This window comes from Halorubrum salsamenti, assembly GCF_007671685.1.
GTDB classification, from domain to species: domain Archaea; phylum Halobacteriota; class Halobacteria; order Halobacteriales; family Haloferacaceae; genus Halorubrum; species Halorubrum salsamenti.
On the sequence record NZ_VCNL01000001.1, the window covers coordinates 439,553 to 459,234 of the forward strand.

Below are 19,682 nucleotides of genomic sequence, written 5' to 3' on the forward strand. Positions count from 1 at the left end.
GTGTGACGGGTTTTTGCCGCGTCGGGCCGAACCGGACGTATGTCACAGCCGACCGAGCGGAACCGCCTCGACGGGGAGGCGAGCCCGTACCTCCAGCAGCACGCCGACAACCCCGTCAACTGGCAGCCGTGGGGAGAGGAGGCGTTCGAGCGCGCCCGCGAACACGACGTGCCGGTGTTCGTCTCGATCGGCTACTCCTCGTGTCACTGGTGTCACGTGATGGCCGAGGAGAGCTTCGAGGACGAGTCGGTCGCCGCGGTGCTCAACGAGGAGTTCGTCCCCGTCAAGGTCGACCGCGAGGAGCGCCCCGACGTCGACAGCACCTTCATGACGGTCTCGCAGCTCGTCACGGGCGGGGGCGGGTGGCCCCTCTCCGCGTGGTGTACGCCCGAGGGCGAGCCGTTCTACGTGGGGACCTACTTCCCGCCGGAGCCGCGGCAGAACCAGCCGGGGTTCCGCGATCTGTGCGAGCGCATCGCCGACTCGTGGAGCGACCCGGAGCAGCGCGAGGAGATGAAGCGGCGCGCCGACCAGTGGACGACGAGCGCCCGCGACGAGCTGGAGTCGGTGCCGGAGCCCGCCGCGGACCCTGCAGGGGACCCGAACGGCGCCGAGGCGCCCGGCCCCGACCTCCTCGAGGAGGCCGCGGCCGCGGCGATCCGCGGGTACGACGACGAGTACGGCGGGTTCGGGAGCGGGGGCGCGAAGTTCCCGATGCCCGGCCGGATCGACGTGCTCATGCGGGCGTACGCGCGGACGGGCCGCGACGCCGCCCTCACGGCCGCGACGGGCACCCTCGACGGGATGGCCCGCGGCGGGATGTACGACCAGATCGGCGGGGGGTTCCACCGGTACGCGGTCGACCGGCGGTGGACGGTGCCGCACTTCGAGAAGATGCTGTACGACAACGCGGAGCTCCCGATGGCGTTCCTCGACGCGTCCCGGCTCACCGGCGACGCCTCGTACGCCCGCGTCGCGAGCGAGACCCTCGGCTTTATCGACCGGGAGCTCCGCCACGACGACGGCGGCTTCTTCAGCACGCTCGACGCCCGGAGCCGACCGCCCGAGAGTCGGCGCGGAGACGCGGGCTCCGACGGGAGCGACGGGGGCGATCACGCCGCCGACGTGGAGGGGGCCTTCTACGTCTGGACGCCCGGGGAGGTCGACGCGGTCCTCGACGAGCCCGCGGCGTCGCTCGCGAAGGACCGATACGGGATCGAGTCCGGCGGGAACTTCGAGCGCGGCACCACCGTCCCGACGATCGCGGCGTCGGTCGAGGAACTCGCCGACGAGCACGACATGTCGACGGAGGCCGTCAGAGAGACCTTGACTGAAGCCCGCGTCGCGCTGTTCGAGGCGCGCGAGTCGCGGCCGCGGCCCGCCCGCGACGAGAAGGTGCTCGCGTCGTGGAACGGCCGGGCGATCTCCGCGTTCGCCGCCGCCGGACAGGTCCTCGGGGAGCCGTACGCCGAGATCGCGGCCGACGCGCTCGCGTTCTGCCGCGAGCGACTGTACGACGCGGAGACCGGGACCCTCGCGCGGCGCTGGCTCGACGGCGACGTGCGCGGACCGGGCTACCTCGACGACCACGCGTTCCTCGCGCGCGGCGCGCTCGACGCCTACGCCGCCACCGGCGATCCGGACGCGCTCGGGTTCGCGCTCGATCTGGCGGAGACGATCGGTTCGGACTTCTACGACGACGAGGACGGGACGATCTACTTCACCCGGGATCCGGACGGGACCGGCGATCAGGCCGGCGACGGGGCGGCCGGCGACGACACCCTCTTCGCCCGGCCGCAGGAGTTCACCGACCGGTCGACGCCGTCGAGCCTCGGCGTGGCGGCGGAGACGCTCGCGCTCCTCGACGGCTTCCGGACCGACCGCGAGTTCGCCGAGGTCGCGGAGCGGGTCGTGACGACCCACGCGGACCGGATCCGCGCGAGCCCGCTGGAACACGTCTCGCTGGTGCGCGCGGCCGACCGCGTCGCGTCCGGCGGGATCGAGGTGACCGTCGCCGCCGAGTCGGTGCCGGACGCGTGGCGCGAGACGCTCGGGGAGCGCTACCTGCCGGGCGCGCTCGTCGCCCCGCGCCCCCCGACGGAAGACGGGCTGGCGGCGTGGCTCGACCGACTCGGCATGGACGAGGCCCCGCCGATCTGGGCCGACCGCGACGCGGTCGACGGCGAGCCGACCGCCTACGTCTGCGAGGGCCGGACGTGCTCGCCGCCGGAGACGGACCTCGACGCGGCGCTGGAGTGGTTGGCCGCGCGGGAGCGGTCGGAGTAGCGGCGCGAATCGGAGCGGCGACGCCGGCCGCCGCCCACCGCAGGAGAGACGGCACGCTTTACGGACCGCGGCTCGGAGGGCGACCATGGAGCGGCACGATATTCTCTATCGCCTGTACGACGAGTTCGACGCGGAGACGCTCCGGGAACACCAGTCGTTCGTGGACCTCTTCCCTCCGGTCGACTCGCGGGTGGCGCTGGAACACTGGGAGGACGCGGGCGAGGAGCTCGACCGGCTGAAGCGCGGAATCCGCGAGTCGCTGCCCGCGGGCGCCACCTTCGCGGAAGTCGCCGCCTACGCCGACCGCGAGGCGGCGTTCACCGCGCTCGACCTGCACGCGCGCTACGACCGCGCCGTCAACGCCCTGGTGTTGGACGTCGACGAGACGCTCCGGTCCGCGGGGGGCACGGACAACGAGATCCCACGCGAGACGCTCCACATGCTGACGGAGCTGCACGACACCGGCGTGCCGGTCGTCATCTGCACAGGCCAGACGCTGGAGAACGTGAAGGGGTTCATGATCCAGGGACTCGGCAACGAGCTCGTCCACTCCGGGCGCTTCTCGATTGTCTACGAGGCCGGCAACGGCGTGTTCACGCCGGGGCACGGCTCCCGGACGAAGCGCCTGCTGTACGAGGACCTCGACGAGTCGGTCCGGGCGGTCTTCGACGCGGTTCGCTCGCGCGTCCTCCCCGGCGCGCCAGAGAACGTGCGCCGCGGCTGCCACCTCCAGGGCAACGAGTTCAACGTCACGCTGAAGCCGAACTTCGAGACCGGCGGCGCGGACGCCGAGGCCGTGATCGACGACGGGCTCGTTCACCTGATCGACCTGCTCGGCGAGGTGGTCGTGGATCGGGTCGCCAACGACCTCGACGCCGGCGATATCGGCGCGGCTGATCTCGACGCGAGCGACCTCGACGAGACCGACGCCGATCTCGCGGACCGCGGCGCCGCGTGGGCGCGCGCTCACTACGCGGCGGCCGACCCCGAAATTCGGGAGGTGATCGAGGCGACCGCGGCCGACGGCGACGCCGATTCCGCGGTCGCCGGCGATGGCGGTTCCGTGGTCGACGACCCGATGGACGATCCGGCCGAAGCGGAGGACGTCCCGGAGCCGGTCGCGTCGCTGTTCGACCGGATAGACGTCGGCTACTACCGCGCCGACGCCGCGGAGATCAGCTCGCTGGAGCTGAACAAGGTCGCGGGCGTCGAGGCGGCGCTCGACGTGCTCGACGTGCGGGACCCGTTCCTGCTCGTGATGGGCGACAGCAAGTCCGACCTCCGGGTGATGGAGTGGGTCGCCGAGCGGGAAACCGGGATTTCGGCGGCCCCGGAACACGCCTCCGCGGACGTGCTCTCGCACGTGCTCGACCGCGACGAGCTGGTGTTCGCGCGCGGCCAGTCCGCGACGATGCTCCGGACGGTCTACGTTCTCAACCTGCTCGCTCGCCTCGAGTAAGCCGCGTCGTAATTATATATCCCCAGCACCACGCTCCCTTCATGCACGATTTCGTCGTCGTGGGCGCGGGGCCGCCGGGGTCGCGCTTCGCTCGGCGCGCCGCCGCCGCCGGCCGCGATGTCGTCGTCTTCGAGAAGGGTTCGGTCGGGACTCCGCTGGCCTGCTCAGGACACGTCTCCGACGACGTGTGGGAGTACGTCCCGGACGACGCCCGCGACGAACTCCTCCAGAACCGGGTGTACGGCGCGCGCTTCCGCGTCGGCGGACCGGGCTCTCAGGCCTACCCGTTTTATAAGTCCGAGCCCGTCTCGAACGTGATCGACCGCGTCGGCCTCGACCGCGCCCTCGCCGACTGCGCGCGAGAGGCCGGCGCCGACGTGCGAGAGGACCACACGGTCGTCGGCGTCGAGGAGCGTTCCGACCGGGTCGTCGTCGAGGTCCGGACGGCCGCGGGCGACGTGGAGGAGGTCGAGGCGCGGATGATCGCCGGCTGCGACGGCCCGACCTCTCGCGTCCGGCGGTCGCTCGACCTCCCGGAGCCGGACGAGCTGCTCCACGGCGTGCTCGCGTTCGACGAGGCCCCCGACGACGGCGACCTCGTCGACGTCCACCTCACCGCGCCCACGTTCTTCGCGTGGCGGATCCCCCGCGGCGACGCGGGCGTGGAGTACGGGCTCGCGGCGCCGCCGAGCGACGACGTGTCCGCGATGTTCGACCGGCTCACCGGCGCCTACGACGTGACGACGGACCGCTTCTGCTCGGGGGCGATCCCCGTCGGCCCGCCGGACCGCGTGACGACGGACCGGGCGTTCCTCATCGGCGACGCCGCCGCCCAGACGAAGCCGTTCACCGGCGGCGGGATCCTCTACGGGATGACCGCGGCCGACGTGGCGGCCGAGGCGATCGACCCGCGGGACCCGGCGACGCTCGCCGACTACGAGTCGGGGTGGCGAGACGCGATCGGCACCGAAATTCGGCTCGGCTCGGCGATCCGCCGGTGTTACTCCCTCCCCGAGCCGGTCCAGCGGGCCGGGCTGTGGGCGCTGTCGGGCGAGATCGGCGTTCACATGGACCGGCCGAGCACCTTCTTCTCGCCGGCGCACCTCACGAAGCTGTTCTCGCGGAGCGACCCCGAGGACGCGCCGCGGTAGCCGGCGTCAGAGAGGAGAGCTACTCCTCGACGACTTCCGCGAACGAGACGTTCTCGCGGACGCTCGTGATCTCGACGGTCGGCTCGTCGCCCGGCTCGGAGTCCGGGACGATGACGACGTAGCCGCGCTCGATCTTCGCGATCCCGTCGCCCTTGTCGCCGAGCGTCTCGATCGTCACCTCTCGCACGTCGCCCTCGGAGACGGGCGGGCCGGATACCCCGGCGTCGCTCGACGGCCGCGTCGCCGTCGACGCCGGACTTCCCCCCGCGCCGTTGCCGGCGACGGATTGGTCCGCGGCGCCGTCGGTTGTGACAGTCGTGTCCTCGCTCTCCCCCTCGCGTTTGATGAGCGCCACGCGGTACGACTCGCCCGCCTCGACCGTGCCGTGTTCGATCTCGGTGGCGGGGATCGTGACGACGTGCTCACCGCCTCGCTCCTCGACAGTTCCGGTAAAGAGACACTTCAGCGAATCCGTGAGTTCGACCATGCGGCCAGTTGCGGGTACGTCAATGAAAAACTCCCTATTTGTACGGGGCGGAACGCGACGGTCGCGCCGAGCGAACCCCTCCCCAGAGGAACATAAACGTTTACCCTGTTCCGAATGAATCGAGAGCCATGGGCCGAAACTACGAGTCGCTTCACGACCCGAACGCGGAGTACACGATGCGGGAACTCTCCGCCGAGACGATGGGGACGACGGGGTCGCGCGGCGGCGGGCGCGACGTCGAGATCACGGACGTCCAGACGACGATGGTCGACGGGAACTTCCCGTGGACGCTGGTCCGCGTGTACACGGACGCGGGCGTCGTTGGGACGGGCGAAGCGTACTGGGGCGCCGGCGTGCCGGAGCTCATCGAGCGCATGAAGCCGTTCGTGATCGGCGAGAACCCGCTCGACATCGACCGCCTCTACGAGCACCTCATCCAGAAGATGTCGGGCGAGGGCTCCATCGAGGGCGTCACCGTCACCGCCATCTCCGGTATCGAGGTCGCGCTGCACGACGTGGCCGGCAAGATCCTCGACGTGCCCGCCTACCAGCTGCTCGGCGGCAAGTACCGCGACAAGATGCGCGTCTACTGCGACTGCCACACCGAGGAGGAGGCGGACCCCGAGGCGTGCGCCGACGAGGCCGAGCGCGTCGTCGACGAACTCGGCTACGACGCGCTGAAGTTCGACCTCGACGTGCCGAGCGGCTTCGAGAAGGACCGCGCGAACCGCCACCTGCGCCCCGGTGAGATCCGTCACAAGGCGGAGATCGTCGAGAAGGTCACCGAGCGCGTGAAGGACAAGGCCGACGTGGCCTTCGACTGTCACTGGACGTTCTCGGGCGGCTCCGCGAAGCGCCTCGCGGACGCCATCGAGGAGTACGACGTGTGGTGGCTCGAGGACCCCGTCCCGCCGGAGAACCTCGAGGTGCAGGAGGAAGTGACGAAGAACACGATCACGCCGATCACGGTCGGCGAGAACCGCTACCGCGTCACGGAGCTCCGCCGCCTCATCGAGAACCAGGCGGTCGACATCGTCGCGCCCGACCTGCCGAAGGTCGGCGGGATGCGCGAGACCCGCAAGATCGCGGACGTGGCGAACCAGTACTACGTCCCGGTCGCGATGCACAACGTCGCCTCCCCGATCGCGACGATGGCGGCGGCCCACGTCGGCACCTCCGTCCCGAACTCCCTCGCGATCGAGTACCACTCCTACGAGCTCGGCTGGTGGGAGGACCTCGTCGAGGAGGACGTCATCGAGGACGGCTACATCGAGGTGCCGGAGAAGCCCGGAATCGGCCTCACGCTCGACATGGACACCGTCGAGGAGCACATGGTCGAGGGCGAGACGCTGTTCGATCCGGCGTAAGCCGGGTCAGGCTCGCCTGACTCCGTCAGGCGTTGTTCGACGAGGCGTAAGCCTCGTCGGGCTCGATAGACGAGCGGAGCGAAGCCGAACCGGCAGCGCGGACTCATTTATAAGCGATCGTCGCAATCCGCGATTCCTTTTAAATACTTCTTCGCCGTCGACCACGGAAACGTTCAATTTGTCAGGGAATCTACCGGAGCGTATGGACACGACAGCCGCGGAAACCGATCCGCGCCCCGGCCGAACCGAGGTGGCGGGCGCCCGTCCCTGAGGTCGTCGGCGTCGACATCAGCGGCCGCCACGAGGAGGCGGGCGGGTACCTGATGGTCGCGGCCGCGGTCCACGCCCGGATCGATTCGACCCGTATCCGCTCGGTCGAGGGGTTGGGCTTCGCCGCGGTGCGCGAGGGGCCGACCCTCGACGCGACCGTCGCGCTCACGGCCGAGGCGGTCGGGAACCTCCCGGAGCCGCCCGACGGACCGATCGTCGCCGAGGGCGGCGAGTTCTACGAGGAGCCCGCGGAGCGGGTGGGGCTGAGCTTCCAACCCGAGTTTAAATACGTCGAGAGCATAGGGGAACGCGAGACAGTGCAGGCAGCACACCACGCCGCGTACGCCGCCCGCGACCTCCTGTTATGATCGGGAGCGCCGAGGGGACGAGCACCGACACCGAACCGACCGCCGCCGAGCGGCGCGCGGTCGTCGCCAAGCGCGTCGAGTCCGGATCGGCGGACCTGACGGAGATCACTCAGCTCGCGGCCGCCGCGGGCTACGACGTGGTCGGCGAACTCACCCAGACCCGCACCGAGGACGCCGCGTTCATGTTCGGGAAGGGGAAGGTCGCGGAGCTCCGCGACCTGGTTCGCCGAACCGACGCGAACGCCGTGATCGTCGACAACGACGTGGGTCCGTACCAGACGTTCAACATCGGGGGCGAGCTCCCCGAGGGCGTCGAGGTGATCGACCGATTCGCGCTTATCCTCGAAATCTTCGGCCAGCGCGCGAACACCCGAAAGGCCCAGCTGCAGGTCGAACTCGCGGAGCTGCGGTACGAGCTTCCGCGCGCGGAGGCGAAGGCGAGCCTCGCGAAGCGCGACGAGCGCCCGGGGTTCATGGGGCTCGGCGAGTACGACGAGAGCGTCGAGCGCGACATCAAACGCCAGATCTCCGAGATCCGCGACGAGCTGGAGTCGATCGCGGAGAAGGAGGAGGCGCGCCGAGAGCAGCGCCGCGACTCCGGCTTCGATCTGGTCGCGCTCGCGGGCTACACCAACGCCGGCAAGTCGACGCTGATGCGCCGGCTCGCGGCCGAGATCGATGTCGACGAGAACGCCGAGCGCCACCCCGACCTCGACACGACCGCCGAGTCGCAGGACATGCTGTTCACCACCCTCGGCACCACCACCCGCCGGGCCGAGATGGAGAAGCGCGACGTGCTCCTGACCGACACGGTCGGATTCATCGCGGACCTCCCCCACTGGCTCGTGGAGTCGTTCGAGTCGACGCTCGACTCGGTGTATCACGCCGACCTCGTGCTGCTCGTCGTCGACGCCAGCGAGTCCGTCGAGGAGATGCGCGAGAAGCTCGTCACGAGCCACGACACCCTCTACGAGCGCAACGAGGCCCCGATCGTCACCGTGTTCAACAAGGTCGACCGGCTGGCGCCGGGCGAACTGGCGGACAAACGCGCCGCGCTCTCGGGGGTCGCGCCGGACCCGGTCGCCGTCTCGGCGAAGACGGGCGCGGGCGTCGCGGAGCTCCGCGACCGCGTCGAGTCAGAGCTGCCGGACTGGGAGCGCGAGCGGCTCGTCCTCCCCCTCTCCGACGACGCGATGAGCCTCGTCTCGTGGGTCCACGACCACGGCCACGTCGAGGCGGAGACGTACGCGGACGACCAGGTCACGCTCGCATTCGAGGCGAAGCCGTCGATCGTCGCCCGCGCCCGGTCGAAGGCGGCCGGGCTCGCGCCCGCCGAGTCGACGTAGACGGCCGGGCTCGCGCCCGCCGAGTCGACGTAGACGGCCGGGCTCGCGCCCGCCGAGTCGACGTTGGTTCGGCCCGGGTCGCCGCAGTTCGATCCCTCCCACGTGCGGGACGTTCGGACAAAGTATACATTCCTTCGATTGTGAGGTAGTATCATGGATTACGCCGGAGTCGACGGCCGGCGGACGGACGAAAGCGCCGCCGGCGAGGACGACGACGTCGTCGAACCGCCCACCGCGTTCAGCGACCGGGCCGTCGCGAGCGACTCGGGGATATACGAGGCCTTCGTCGAGGAGGGGCCGGCGGCGTGGCGCCGCGCCGCCGACCTGCTCGACTGGGAGCGTCCCTACGAGACGGTGTTGGACGACGGGAACCCGCCCTTCTACGAGTGGTTCCCGGACGGGCGGCTCAACGCCGCGGCCAACTGCATCGACCGCCACCTCGACGAACGCCGGAACCAGCTCGCGATCCGCTGGTTCGGCAAGCGCGGAGAGCGCCGGTCGTACACCTACCTCGACCTCCACCGCGAGGTGAACGCGCTCGCGGCCGGGCTCCGCGATCTGGGGGTCGAGGAGGACGACGTGGTGACGCTGTACCTCCCGATGGTCCCGGAGCTGCCGATCGCGATGCTGGCCTGTGCTCGGATCGGCGCGCCCCACAACGTCGTCTTCGCGGGGCTGTCCGCGGAGGCGCTCGCGACTCGGATCGACGCCGCAGACTCGGAGTACCTCGTCACCTGCGACGGCTACTACCGGCGGGAGGACGCGTTCAACCAGAAGTCGAAGGCGGACAACGCCAGGCTTCGGGCCGACGCCGACCTGTCGGCGACGGTGGTCGTCGACCGGCTCGGCGACGCGCTCGACGTGCCCCTCGGCGACGACGAACACGAGTACGAGGCGATCGTGGAGGCGCACGACGGGGAGACGGTCGAGCCGGTCGCGCGCGACGCCACCGACCTCCTCTTCGTGATGTACACCTCCGGGACGACGGGGCGCCCGAAGGGCGTCGAGCACGCGACCGGCGGCTACCTCTCGCACGTCGCGTGGACGACCCGGAACGTGCTCGACGTGCGCCCCGACGACACCTACTGGTGCGCGGCCGACATCGGCTGGATCACGGGCCACTCCTACGGCGTGTACGGCCCCCTCTCCGTCGGGACCACGAGCGTCCTCTACGAGGGGTCGCCCGACTACCCCGACCGCGACCGCGTGTGGGACCTGATCGAGCGCAACGCCGTCAGCGTCTTCTACACCTCGCCGACCGCGATCCGGTCGTTCATGAAGTGGGGCGCGGAGTACCCCGACGCCCACGACCTGTCGTCGATCCGCCTGCTGGGAACCGTCGGCGAGTCGATCACCCCGAAGGCGTGGCGCTGGTATCGAGAACACGTCGGCGGCGGCGAGGCGCCGATCGTCGACACGTGGTGGCAGACCGAGACGGGCGCCATCTCCCTCGCGACGCTGCCGGGGATCACCCCGATGAAGCCCGGGAAGGTCGGCCCGCCGCTGCCGGGGATCGACGCGCGCGTCGTCGACGAGGACGGCGAGCCCGTCGACCCCGGCGAGCCGGGGTACCTCACGATCGCCGCGCCGTGGCCCGGGATGCTTCGCGGGCTCCGCGAGGGCGACGAGCGGTACCGGCGAGAGTACTGGCTGGAGGGCGAGGACGGCTGGCGGTACCGCACCGGCGACGGCGCCACCGTCGACGAGGACGGCTACGTGACGATCCTCGGCCGCGTCGACGACGTGATCAACGTCCGAACCCATCGCTTTAACACCGCGGGGCTGGAGTCGGCCATCGTCGAGGCCGACGGGGTCACCGAGGCCGCGGTCGTCGGGGACGGCGACGGGCAGATCGTCGCGTACGTGACGACCCGGGGCGACGTCGAACCCGACGGGACCCTCCGCGACGCGATCGGCGAGCGGCTGGCGCGGGCGGTCGGCGACGTGGCGCGCCCCGATCGGATCGTGTTCACCCCTGACCTCCCGAAAACCCGTTCCGGAAAGATCATGCGCCGGCTGCTGGAGGACATCGCGCGGGGCAACGAGTTCGGCGACGTGAGCGCTCTCCGCAATCCCGAGGTCGTCGGCGAGATCGAGTCGGCAGTTCGCAAAGAGTAACTGTTAATAGTTACTTTCTACATTTTTAGAAACGCCTATTAGTTTCTTAACGCTGTGGGCCGTCTCACGCCCCATGAGCTCTCTCGTCTCGCGCTCGGCGCTCCACGCGCGGAAGCGGGCGCTCGCGAAGACCCTCTGCTACCGGGCGCTCATGGTGGCTATCACCGTTCTGGTGGCGTGGGCCGTCGTCGGCGACGTCAGCGACGCCGTGAACATCGGACTGGTCGCCAACGTGGTGAAGACGATAACCTACTACAGTTACGAGCGACTGTGGGACCACGTGACGTGGGGCGTCGCCGAAGCGGCCTGAACCGGTGGGCGAAACGCGAGCGGAACCGAATCGCCACAGGCAGATCGAACCGGCACTGCCGATCGAACCGTCACCGGCCGGTCGGTTACGGAGAATCGAGGAGAAAGCCTCGCGCTTCAGCGCGGGGATGAATCCGACACTTCCTTTCACACTCCACCGGTCGATGGCACAGCTGGATATTCCACGCTGACGGCGACAGTCGCGTCGGACCGTTATTTCGGATACAGATGTATACCCGAAATAGATCGTCGGTTGATTCAGTGATAGTCGACCGATAAACGAGATTGAGAAACCGAACAGCGGTCGAACGCTCGACTAACGGTGTTTCTCAGGGAAAGACTTACTTCGCTTTCTCGTGTGTAAACGAAACGAATGGTCGAGGGACTGGACGCAGACGCGTACGAGGCGGTCGTGACCGCGGCGGAGACGTACCGCGCCGCGCTGGTCGTCCGCCTCGGCGGAGAGGCGGGGCTCCGGACCGGTGAGATCACGCGTGTCTCCCCGCGACACCTCAGCGAGACGGACGGCGAGGCGGACCTCTCACTCCTCGCCGTCCCGTCGGACAGCGCGGAGGCGGAGGCCGGAACGGACGACGACCCTGAAACGGAGACGGCTCTGCGAGACCGAAGCACGATCGACCGCGAGACGGTGATTCCGGCGTCGCTGGCGGCGGAAATGCGGCGGTACGCGGAGAGCGCCGACCTTGCCGACTCGGAGCCGTTCGTCGACGTGTCGCCCCGGCGCGTTCAGATGATCGTGAACGAGACCGCGGAGCGCGCGGCGGCGCGGACCGACGGTCTCGTCGACCCAGACGTGACGCCCCGGGACCTCCGGCGGACCTTCGCGCGGCGGCTCCTCGCCGACCGGGGTGTCGACCCGCACGCCGTCCGCGAGGCCGGGGGCTGGGAGACGATGGCGACGCTCGACGACTACCTCGGACCGCTCGACGGGGAGGCGATCGCCGAGGCGATCGCCGGCGATCGGGCCGGTTCGTCTCGCGGACCCGAGGGCGGCTCGGCATCGACTGCGCTCGAAGGGTTCGAGGCGCTCACCGACGGTGACGGCCGTCAGACGCCTCTCGAAACGGTTCCAGAGGGCGTGGTCGCGTCCGACCGCTGGGCCGAGGCGTGGGTCGTCCGCGGGACGGGGGACCGCGACCGCGTCGAGATCGCGGGCACCGCCGGGACCGACCGAGAGGCGCTCATCGATCGCGGCGTCACCGGCGATGGCCCGTGGCGCGACGCGGTCGAGGAGGCGGAACCGGTCGCGACCGAGGGATCGCCGGCGACCGCGGGCCGGCCGGCGATCGCGGTCCCCCTCCGGTACCGCGACGTAACGCACGGCGCGCTGTGTGTCGTCTCGGGAGAGGATATTCCCGTTTCACCGGTCGAACGCCGCGAAATAGCGGCCCTCGGACGGTGTCTCGGGTGGGCGGTAACCGCCGGGCGCTGGCGCGACCTGCTTCACTCCGACGCGGTGACTGAAGTGGAGTTTCACACCGGCGACGAGGGGGCGTTCCTCGCCCGCGCGAGCGCGGCGCTCGGCTGTCGGATCGAACTGGCCTCCACCGTGGCGGTCGACGACGCCTCCCGCTTCTACCTCTCTGTCGAAGGAACGCGCCCGCAGGCGCTGGCCGACGCGGTCGCCGGCGCGTCCGGGGTCTCGGACCTCCGCGTGATCGAGACCCGCGAGGACGGCTGTGACGTGTCCGCGCGCGTGGAGGGAGGCTCGGCGGTCCGGACGCTTACCGAACACGGCGCGACCGTCCGCGACGCGACCGCGGAGGACGGGCGGGTCCGGGTCGTCGCGGACCTCCCGGAGGGCGCCGACGTCCGCCCCGTCGCCGACGGGTTCCGAGCCGCCTTCGCCGACGCGCGGCTCGCGAGCAAGGAGTCGGTCCCGCGGTCGCCCCGGAGCGAAGACTCGCTGCGGGAAGGGGTCGCGGACCGGTTCACCGACCGCCAGTGGGCCGCGCTGTCGGCCGCGTACCACGGCGGGTACTTCGACTGGCCGCGGGGGAGCACCGCCGAGGAGGTCGCCGACGCCATGGGCGTCTCCTCGCCGACGTTCCACAACCACCTCCGGAAGGCCCAACGCGGGCTGCTCGACGAGCTCTTCGAGGACGGACGGCGGGCTCGACGCCGGGGGGAATCGGCTCCGTAGCGGCGCGAGCGCTCCGACTCACGGGGCGGATCTATCACGATTTTTCGTATTTAGCGCCATCGTTTAAGGGGCGAGATCGGTTTGCTACAGAGCGTACCATGACAGAGGGAGACGGTCAACTGGAAGCGAGATTAGCAGAGCAGGAGGTGTTCGAACCGCCGGAGTCGTTCGTCGATCAGGCGAACGTGTCGGATCCCGGGGTCTACGACGAGTTCGACGAGAACTGGCCGGAGTGCTGGGAGACGGCCGCCGATCTGCTCGACTGGGAGACGGACTACGACCAGGTACTCGACGACAGCAACCCTCCCTTCTACGAGTGGTTCACGGGCGGCGAGCTGAACGCGTCGGCCAACTGCATCGACCGCCACCTCGACGAGCGCGGCGACGAGGTCGCGATCGAGTGGGTCGGCGAGCCCGTCGACGAGGACGACCGGTCGTACACCTACGAGGAACTCCACCGCGAGGTGAACGAGTTCGCGGCCGCGCTCCGCGATCGGGGCGTCGAGGAGGACGACGTGGTGACGCTGTACATGCCGATGATCCCGGAGCTGCCGATCGCGATGCTGGCGTGCGCCCGGCTCGGCGCGCCCCACAGCGTCGTCTTCGCCGGGTTCTCGGCGGACGCGCTCGCGACGCGGATGAACTCCGCGGACTCCGAGTACCTCGTCACCTGCGACGGCTACTACCGGCGCGGCGACCCCCTCGACCACCTCGACAAGGCGAACGAGGGGCTTTCGGGCGTCGACCACGAGACGACGACGGTCGTCGTCGACCGGCTCGGCCCGAACGGCGACGACTTCGACCACGACCTCGGCGACGACCAGATCGACTACGGCGACCTCGTCGCGGACCACGAGGGCGCCGAGGTCGAGCCGGTCACTCGCGACGCCGAGGACATGCTGTTCCTGATGTACACATCGGGGACGACCGGGAAGCCGAAGGGGGTGAAACACACCACCGGCGGCTACCTCTCGTGGGTGTCGTGGACCTCGCAGTCCGTCCTCGACATCAAGCCGGATGACACGTACTTCTGCTCGGCCGACATCGGCTGGATCACGGGTCACTCCTACATCGTCTACGGGCCGCTCGCGCTCGGAACGACGACGATGATGTACGAGGGGACGCCCGATCACCCGGAGCGCGACCGACTCTGGGAGATCGTCGAGGAGCACGACGCGACCCAACTGTACACCGCGCCCACCGCGATCCGCGCGTTCATGAAGTGGGGCTCGGAGTACCCGGACCGCCACGACCTCTCTTCGCTGCGGCTGCTCGGCACGGTCGGCGAGCCGATCAACCCGCGCGCGTGGAAGTGGTACTACCAGCACATCGGTGACGAGGAGTGCCCGATCGTCGACACGTGGTGGCAGACCGAGACCGGCGGGATGATGATCACGACGCTGCCCGGGGTGAAAGACATGAAGCCCGGCGCGGCCGGACCGCCGCTCCCGGGGCTCGACGTGCAGATCCTCGACACGCTCGGCGACGAGGTAGAGCCCGGAAAGGCCGGCTACCTCACGGTACAGAAGCCGTGGCCCGGCATGCTCCGGACGCTGTACAAGAACGACGAGCGCTACATCGAGGAGTACTGGGCGGAGTACTCCGACACCGACAGCGACGACCCAGACGACTGGGTCTACTTCCCGGAGGACGGGGCGAAGATCGACGAGGACGGCTACATCACCGTCCTCGGGCGCGTCGACGACGTTCTCAACGTCTCGGGCCACCGGCTCGGGACGATGGAGATCGAGTCAGCCATCGTCGGCGTCGAGGGCGTCGCCGAGGCCGCCGTGGTCGGCGGCGACCACGACATCAAAGGCGAGGCCGTCTACGCGTACGTGACGACCGAAGACGGGTACGAGGGCAACGACGAGCTCCGCGACGCGATCGTCGCGGGCGTCGAGGACGCTATCGGCCCGATCGCCCGACCGGAACAGGTCGTGTTCACGCCCGACCTGCCGAAGACCCGGTCCGGGAAGATCATGCGCCGCCTGCTCGAGAACATCGCCGACGGCAAGGAGCTGGGTAACACCAGCACGCTCCGCAACCCGGAGATCGTCGAAGAGATCCAGCAGAAAGCGAAGGACGAGTAGCCGTCGACGGCTCCGTTTTCGAGACACCAGACGAGAGACAACGCGTGCGACTCCACGAATAAATATCACGATAAAATCGCACAAACGGACCACGACAATACACACCACAACACATGACAGACAATAGCTCACGGAATTCGGACGACGCGGCGACCGATGGGGGCCGCGCAGCGAACGACGCGGCGACCGATGGGGGCCGCGCAGCGGACGACGCGGCCACCGACGGCGGCGTCGCCACGGGCGCGGCACAGACGCACAACGACACCGACTACCTCGGAGCGGAGGTGAACATCCTGAATCCGAGCACGCCGTACATGCGCGATCACCTGCGGATCGTCTGGTCGGGGTTCGCCATCTGGGTCCTCGCGGTGTGGGGACCGGTGACCCTGACGCGGCTCGCACCGGGCCCGATGACGAGCCAGATGCCGATCCTTCAGTTCCCGCTCCACTACTTCCTCGTCGCGTTCGGCGCGCCGACCAGCGCGCTAATCTTAGCGTTCTGGTACTCGCGCAAGCGGGACGCACTCGACGAGAAGTACGGTATCGATCACGGCACCGCTGACGTCGCAGCGACCGACGGAGGGGCAGACGAATGACGGGGAGTTCGATCCTCCTGCAGAGCGACCTCCTTCCGGAGGCGCTCGACATCTCGTTCAAGCTGGCGCCGTCGATCCTCGTGATCGCGATGTTGGGGCTGTTCCTCACGATCGGCTTCGTCTTCCGCGTCGCCGACACCGAGAACATGTGGGTCGCCGGTCGGTCCATCGGGAACGTCGAGAACGGGATGGCGATCGGGGCGAACTGGATGTCCGCCGCCTCGTACCTCGGCATGGCGGCGTCCATCGCGCTCGCGGGGTTCTACGGGCTCGTGTACGTCGTCGGCTGGACGACGGGGTACTTCATCCTGCTCATCTTCCTCGCCGCGCAGCTGCGCCGGTTCGGGAAGTACACGGCGCCGGACTTCGTCGGCGACCGATTCAACTCCGACACCGCGCGCGCAATCGCGGCAGTGACGACGTTCCTCATCGGCTTCGTCTACGCCATCGGGCAGGCGAAGGGGATGGCGCTCGTCGGCCTGTACATCTTCGGTGATTACGGGGGTCTCATCCCCGGTCTCGACGGGTACCAGGTGATGGTCGTCGCCATGATGGTCGTCACCGTCGGCTACCTGACGCTGTCCGGGATGCTGGGCGCCACGAAGAACCAGGCGGTCCAGTACGTCATTCTCATCCTCGCGTTCGTCGTCGGGCTGTTCGTCGTCGGCTACACGAACGGCTACTCCACGGTGTTGCCGCAGCTCGAGTACGGTGCGCTGATCAGTCAGCTCGGGACCGAGTTCTCCGAACCGTTCGCGTCCTCGAGCTACTACCTCTGGGTCGCCACGACGTTCTCGCTGATCGTCGGCACCTGCGGACTGCCGCACGTGCTCGTCCGGTTCTACACTGTGGAAAGCGAACGGACGGCCCGCTGGTCGACGGTCTGGGGGCTGTTCTTCATCTGTATCCTCTACTGGAGCGCTCCGGCGTTCGCGGCGTTCGGGACCGACCTCTACACGCAGAACGTCGGTGCGACGTACGGCGATCCCGGGATGACGGGCGCGGCCAGCGAGGTCATCGTCGTGCTGGCGGCGCAGCTGTCCGGGCTCCCGGACTGGTTCGTCGGCATCGTCGCGGCGGGCGGTATCGCCGCGGCCATCGCGACCGTCGCCGGGCTGTTCATCGCCGGTTCGTCGGCGATCAGCCACGACATCTACACGAACATCATCAACGAGGACGCGACGCAGCGCCAGCAGATCCTCGTCGGCCGCCTCTCGATCGTCGCGCTGGGCGCGCTGACCACGCTGGCCGCGCTCAATCCCGCGTCGTCGATCGCGGCGCTCGTGGGATACGCGTTCTCGCTCGCCGGCTCCGTGCTGTTCCCGATGTTCTTCCTCGGCATGTGGTGGGAGAACGCCAACCGGCAGGGAGCGCTCGCCGGCATGACGACCGGACTGACCCTCTGGTCTATCCCGATGATCAACCAGATCGTCCCGACGTACATCGGCTCGCTCGAGGCGCCGCTGTCGGCGGGGCTGGCCCAGTGGATGCCCGCCATCGGCTCGGCGCTCATCACGCTCCCGATCGTGTTCGTCGTCACCATCGCCGTCTCGATGGCGACCGACGAGCCGTCGCTCGAAACGAAGCGGATCGTCCGGCAGTGTCACAGCCCCGAACCGATGGGGCAACAGGAGACCGCCGAGGACGTCGTCGCCGACGGCGGCGAGGACGTTGCGACTGACGGTGGCCGCGCAGTTGACGACGCGGGCGCCGACGGTGGCCGCGCAGTTGACGACGACGAAACCACGGAGGAGAGATAATGTACGAACGAATCCTCGTTCCCACGGACGGAAGCGACGTCGCAGAGGCCGCCGTCGACCACGCGCTCGACCTCGCGGAGAAGTACGACGCCGAGGTCCACGCGCTGTACGTGGTCGATATCGACTCCGTGAACTTCAGTCTCGGGACCGAACAGGTCGACCGGCTCAAACAGGGCCGGTTCGACGAGATGGGAGAGCTGAAAGAGCGGGCGGACGAGGCGACCGGCGTGGTCGCCGAACGCGGAGCCGAACGCGGCGTTGATATCGTCGAACACGTCTCGGGCGGTCGGCCGCACAAAGTGATCGGCGACTACGCCGAGAACCACGATATCGACCTCATCGTGATGGGGAGCCACGGGCGCGCGGGCGTCCGGCGAGCGCTGCTCGGGAGCGTCACCGAGCGGACGCTGCGTTCGACACACGTCCCCGTCCTCGTCGTCGACTACCTCGACGAGGACTGAATCCCGCCGAGCGCGACCCCACCCGAGGGTCGCTCGGACGCTGGACCGTTCCGGAACACCGACGTATTTCGACACCGACCTTCACCCATGACCGACGCCGATCAGCTCGACGAGCCAGACGCAGACGAGAGCCTCGCCGACCGGGTTCGGTCTCACGTCAAGGGGAACCGAACCGGGATGGTACAGGATCTCGCGTTCGCGGTCGTCTGGGTGACCCTCGTGTCGCTGCTGTACGATTTCGCGTTTTCCGCCTCGCCACGATGGGTGTTGTACATGTTCATGCTCGCGGGCATCCCGGCGTACTTCGGCTTCTTCATCTCCCTGGAGATGGCGAGAGCACAGCAGTGAGCTGACGCGTATCGGTGGTTCACCGACCGAGTTGCCGAATGTCCTCGACATCGAGCAGCGGTTCTCCCGGATCGATTGCCGCCCGGTACGCGGCCCGTGCGACCGTCTCGACGGGGAGCGGCCGCGACTCGCCGAGGCGATCCGCGATCGGGGAGACGGAGTCGACGAGTCGGAGCCCGGCGTTCAACAGCCGAGAGCCGTGGGGGCGATCGGCGCCGTACACCGGTCCCGGACGGAGCGTGACCTGCTCGAACGCCAGATCGGCGATCGCCGCCTCAGCGCGTCGCTTGGCGCTCAGGTACGCGTGGCGGGCTCGCGGCGGCGCCACCGCCGCCGAGAGAAACACGTACGTCTCGACGCCCGCGCGTTCGGCTTCCAGCGCGGTGAGAATGGCGCTGTCGCCGTTGAGTCGCTCGAAGGTGACCCCCGAGGACGGCGTTTCGTCCGTCGTGCCGACCGCGTGGATGACGGCGTCGACACCGTCCAGCCGGTCGCGCCAGGCGTTCGGTCGGAACAGGTCGGCGCTGGTCCACGAGACGCGATCGACCCACGGCGCGTCGGTGGCGGGACGACCGCCCCGAGAGACGCTCCGGACATCGTGTCCGTCGCGAACCCCGATCCGACAGGTCTCGCGACCGATGAATCCGCTACCGCCGACGACGAGGAGGGTCGACATAGTTGCGTATTCTCACGTACCGTCCTTGTCGTTTCGGTCGACGACTGCGGCCGGCGATCCGCACAACACTTATAACCCAGTCGGGAGTCCGTTGAACTGCGATGGCGACAGGTAAGGTCGACTTCTTCAACGACACCGGCGGCTACGGATTCATCGAGACTGACGACGCTGACGACGACGTGTTCTTCCACATGGAAGACGTCGGCGGCCCGGATCTCGAGGAGGGACAGGAAGTAGAGTTCGAGATCGAGGAGTCCGAGAAGGGCCCGCGAGCGACGAATCTCACCCGACTGTAACCGGTCGGCTTCGACGCCCTCGGACAGCTCTCGAAACGCGTTCCGCGTATATCACACGCCCCAGCGACGGTGCCGTCGAGCGGGATGGTACTGATGGGGTCTAAAATCCGTTCGTGAGCGCCACCGC

17 protein-coding genes are annotated in these 19,682 nt (G+C 69.0%); 15 read left to right on the plus strand and 2 right to left on the minus strand.

Annotated features, from left to right (window positions below):
* Window positions 1-39 precede the first annotated feature (39 nt).
* The 3 genes from FGL94_RS02270 to FGL94_RS02280 all read left to right on the plus strand — a co-directional run bounded on the left by FGL94_RS02270 (window position 40) and on the right by FGL94_RS02280 (window position 4,896).
* Complete coding sequence (locus FGL94_RS02270; RefSeq protein ID WP_144920532.1) at window positions 40-2,286, plus strand: thioredoxin domain-containing protein; 2,247 nt, start codon at window positions 40-42, stop codon at window positions 2,284-2,286.
* Between the two features lie 85 nt (window positions 2,287-2,371).
* Window positions 2,372-3,745 carry an HAD hydrolase family protein gene (locus FGL94_RS02275; RefSeq protein ID WP_144920534.1) on the plus strand — a complete coding sequence of 458 codons (1,374 nt, stop codon included), beginning with the start codon at window positions 2,372-2,374 and terminating at the stop codon, window positions 3,743-3,745.
* A gap of 41 nt (window positions 3,746-3,786) precedes the next feature.
* Window positions 3,787-4,896, plus strand: coding sequence for a geranylgeranyl reductase family protein (locus tag FGL94_RS02280; RefSeq protein ID WP_144920536.1), 1,110 nt, complete (start codon window positions 3,787-3,789; stop codon window positions 4,894-4,896).
* A 19-nt stretch (window positions 4,897-4,915) separates the two neighbouring features.
* Here FGL94_RS02280 and FGL94_RS02285 read toward each other — a convergent pair whose 3' ends face one another.
* The gene (locus tag FGL94_RS02285; protein WP_144920538.1) at window positions 4,916-5,383 is read right to left on the minus strand and encodes a TRAM domain-containing protein; all 468 of its coding nucleotides are present in this window, start codon (window positions 5,381-5,383) and stop codon (window positions 4,916-4,918) included.
* A gap of 128 nt (window positions 5,384-5,511) precedes the next feature.
* Between FGL94_RS02285 and FGL94_RS02290 the strand changes: the two genes are divergently transcribed.
* The 11 genes from FGL94_RS02290 (at window position 5,512) to FGL94_RS02345 (ending at window position 18,583) form a co-directional block, all read left to right on the plus strand.
* Window positions 5,512-6,750, plus strand: coding sequence for a mandelate racemase/muconate lactonizing enzyme family protein (locus tag FGL94_RS02290; protein ID WP_144920540.1), 1,239 nt, complete (start codon window positions 5,512-5,514; stop codon window positions 6,748-6,750).
* A 287-nt stretch (window positions 6,751-7,037) separates the two neighbouring features.
* Window positions 7,038-7,388: a DUF2209 family protein gene (locus FGL94_RS02295; RefSeq protein ID WP_144920542.1), complete on the plus strand. Its 351-nt coding sequence runs from the start codon at window positions 7,038-7,040 to the stop codon at window positions 7,386-7,388.
* Window positions 7,385-8,734 (plus strand): GTPase HflX, encoded by a 1,350-nt coding sequence (gene hflX / locus FGL94_RS02300; RefSeq protein WP_144920544.1) that lies wholly within the window; start codon window positions 7,385-7,387, stop codon window positions 8,732-8,734. Before FGL94_RS02295 ends, hflX begins: the two co-directional genes overlap by 4 nt.
* Window positions 8,735-8,887: 153 nt before the next feature.
* Window positions 8,888-10,852 (plus strand): acetate--CoA ligase, encoded by a 1,965-nt coding sequence (gene acs, locus FGL94_RS02305; RefSeq protein WP_144920547.1) that lies wholly within the window; start codon window positions 8,888-8,890, stop codon window positions 10,850-10,852.
* A 73-nt stretch (window positions 10,853-10,925) separates the two neighbouring features.
* Complete coding sequence (locus FGL94_RS02310; RefSeq protein WP_144920549.1) at window positions 10,926-11,162, plus strand: DUF2061 domain-containing protein; 237 nt, start codon at window positions 10,926-10,928, stop codon at window positions 11,160-11,162.
* Window positions 11,163-11,534: 372 nt separating this feature from the next.
* Entirely contained in the window at window positions 11,535-13,325 is a 1,791-nt protein-coding gene (locus tag FGL94_RS02320; protein ID WP_144920552.1) for a bacterio-opsin activator domain-containing protein, read from the plus strand.
* 98 nt (window positions 13,326-13,423) lie between these two features.
* Window positions 13,424-15,418: an acetate--CoA ligase gene (acs, locus tag FGL94_RS02325; protein WP_144920554.1), complete on the plus strand. Its 1,995-nt coding sequence runs from the start codon at window positions 13,424-13,426 to the stop codon at window positions 15,416-15,418.
* 113 nt (window positions 15,419-15,531) lie between these two features.
* On the plus strand, window positions 15,532-16,014 hold the full coding sequence (locus tag FGL94_RS02330; protein WP_144920556.1) for a DUF4212 domain-containing protein: 483 nt from the start codon (window positions 15,532-15,534) through the stop codon (window positions 16,012-16,014).
* Complete coding sequence (locus tag FGL94_RS02335) at window positions 16,011-17,774, plus strand: VC_2705 family sodium/solute symporter (protein WP_144920558.1); 1,764 nt, start codon at window positions 16,011-16,013, stop codon at window positions 17,772-17,774. The genes FGL94_RS02330 and FGL94_RS02335 overlap by 4 nt, the downstream gene beginning before the upstream one ends.
* Window positions 17,774-18,235, plus strand: a complete 462-nt coding sequence (locus tag FGL94_RS02340; protein WP_144920560.1) for a universal stress protein — start codon at window positions 17,774-17,776, stop codon at window positions 18,233-18,235. Before FGL94_RS02335 ends, FGL94_RS02340 begins: the two co-directional genes overlap by 1 nt.
* 87 nt (window positions 18,236-18,322) lie before the next feature.
* Entirely contained in the window at window positions 18,323-18,583 is a 261-nt protein-coding gene (locus FGL94_RS02345) for a hypothetical protein (RefSeq protein WP_144920562.1), read from the plus strand.
* A gap of 19 nt (window positions 18,584-18,602) precedes the next feature.
* Here FGL94_RS02345 and FGL94_RS02350 read toward each other — a convergent pair whose 3' ends face one another.
* Window positions 18,603-19,259 carry an SDR family oxidoreductase gene (locus FGL94_RS02350; protein WP_144920564.1) on the minus strand — a complete coding sequence of 219 codons (657 nt, stop codon included), beginning with the start codon at window positions 19,257-19,259 and terminating at the stop codon, window positions 18,603-18,605.
* Window positions 19,260-19,360: 101 nt separating this feature from the next.
* Here FGL94_RS02350 and FGL94_RS02355 point away from each other — a divergent pair, with 101 nt between their 5' ends.
* On the plus strand, window positions 19,361-19,555 hold the full coding sequence (locus FGL94_RS02355; RefSeq protein ID WP_144920565.1) for a cold-shock protein: 195 nt from the start codon (window positions 19,361-19,363) through the stop codon (window positions 19,553-19,555).
* Window positions 19,556-19,682: the final 127 nt, after the last annotated feature.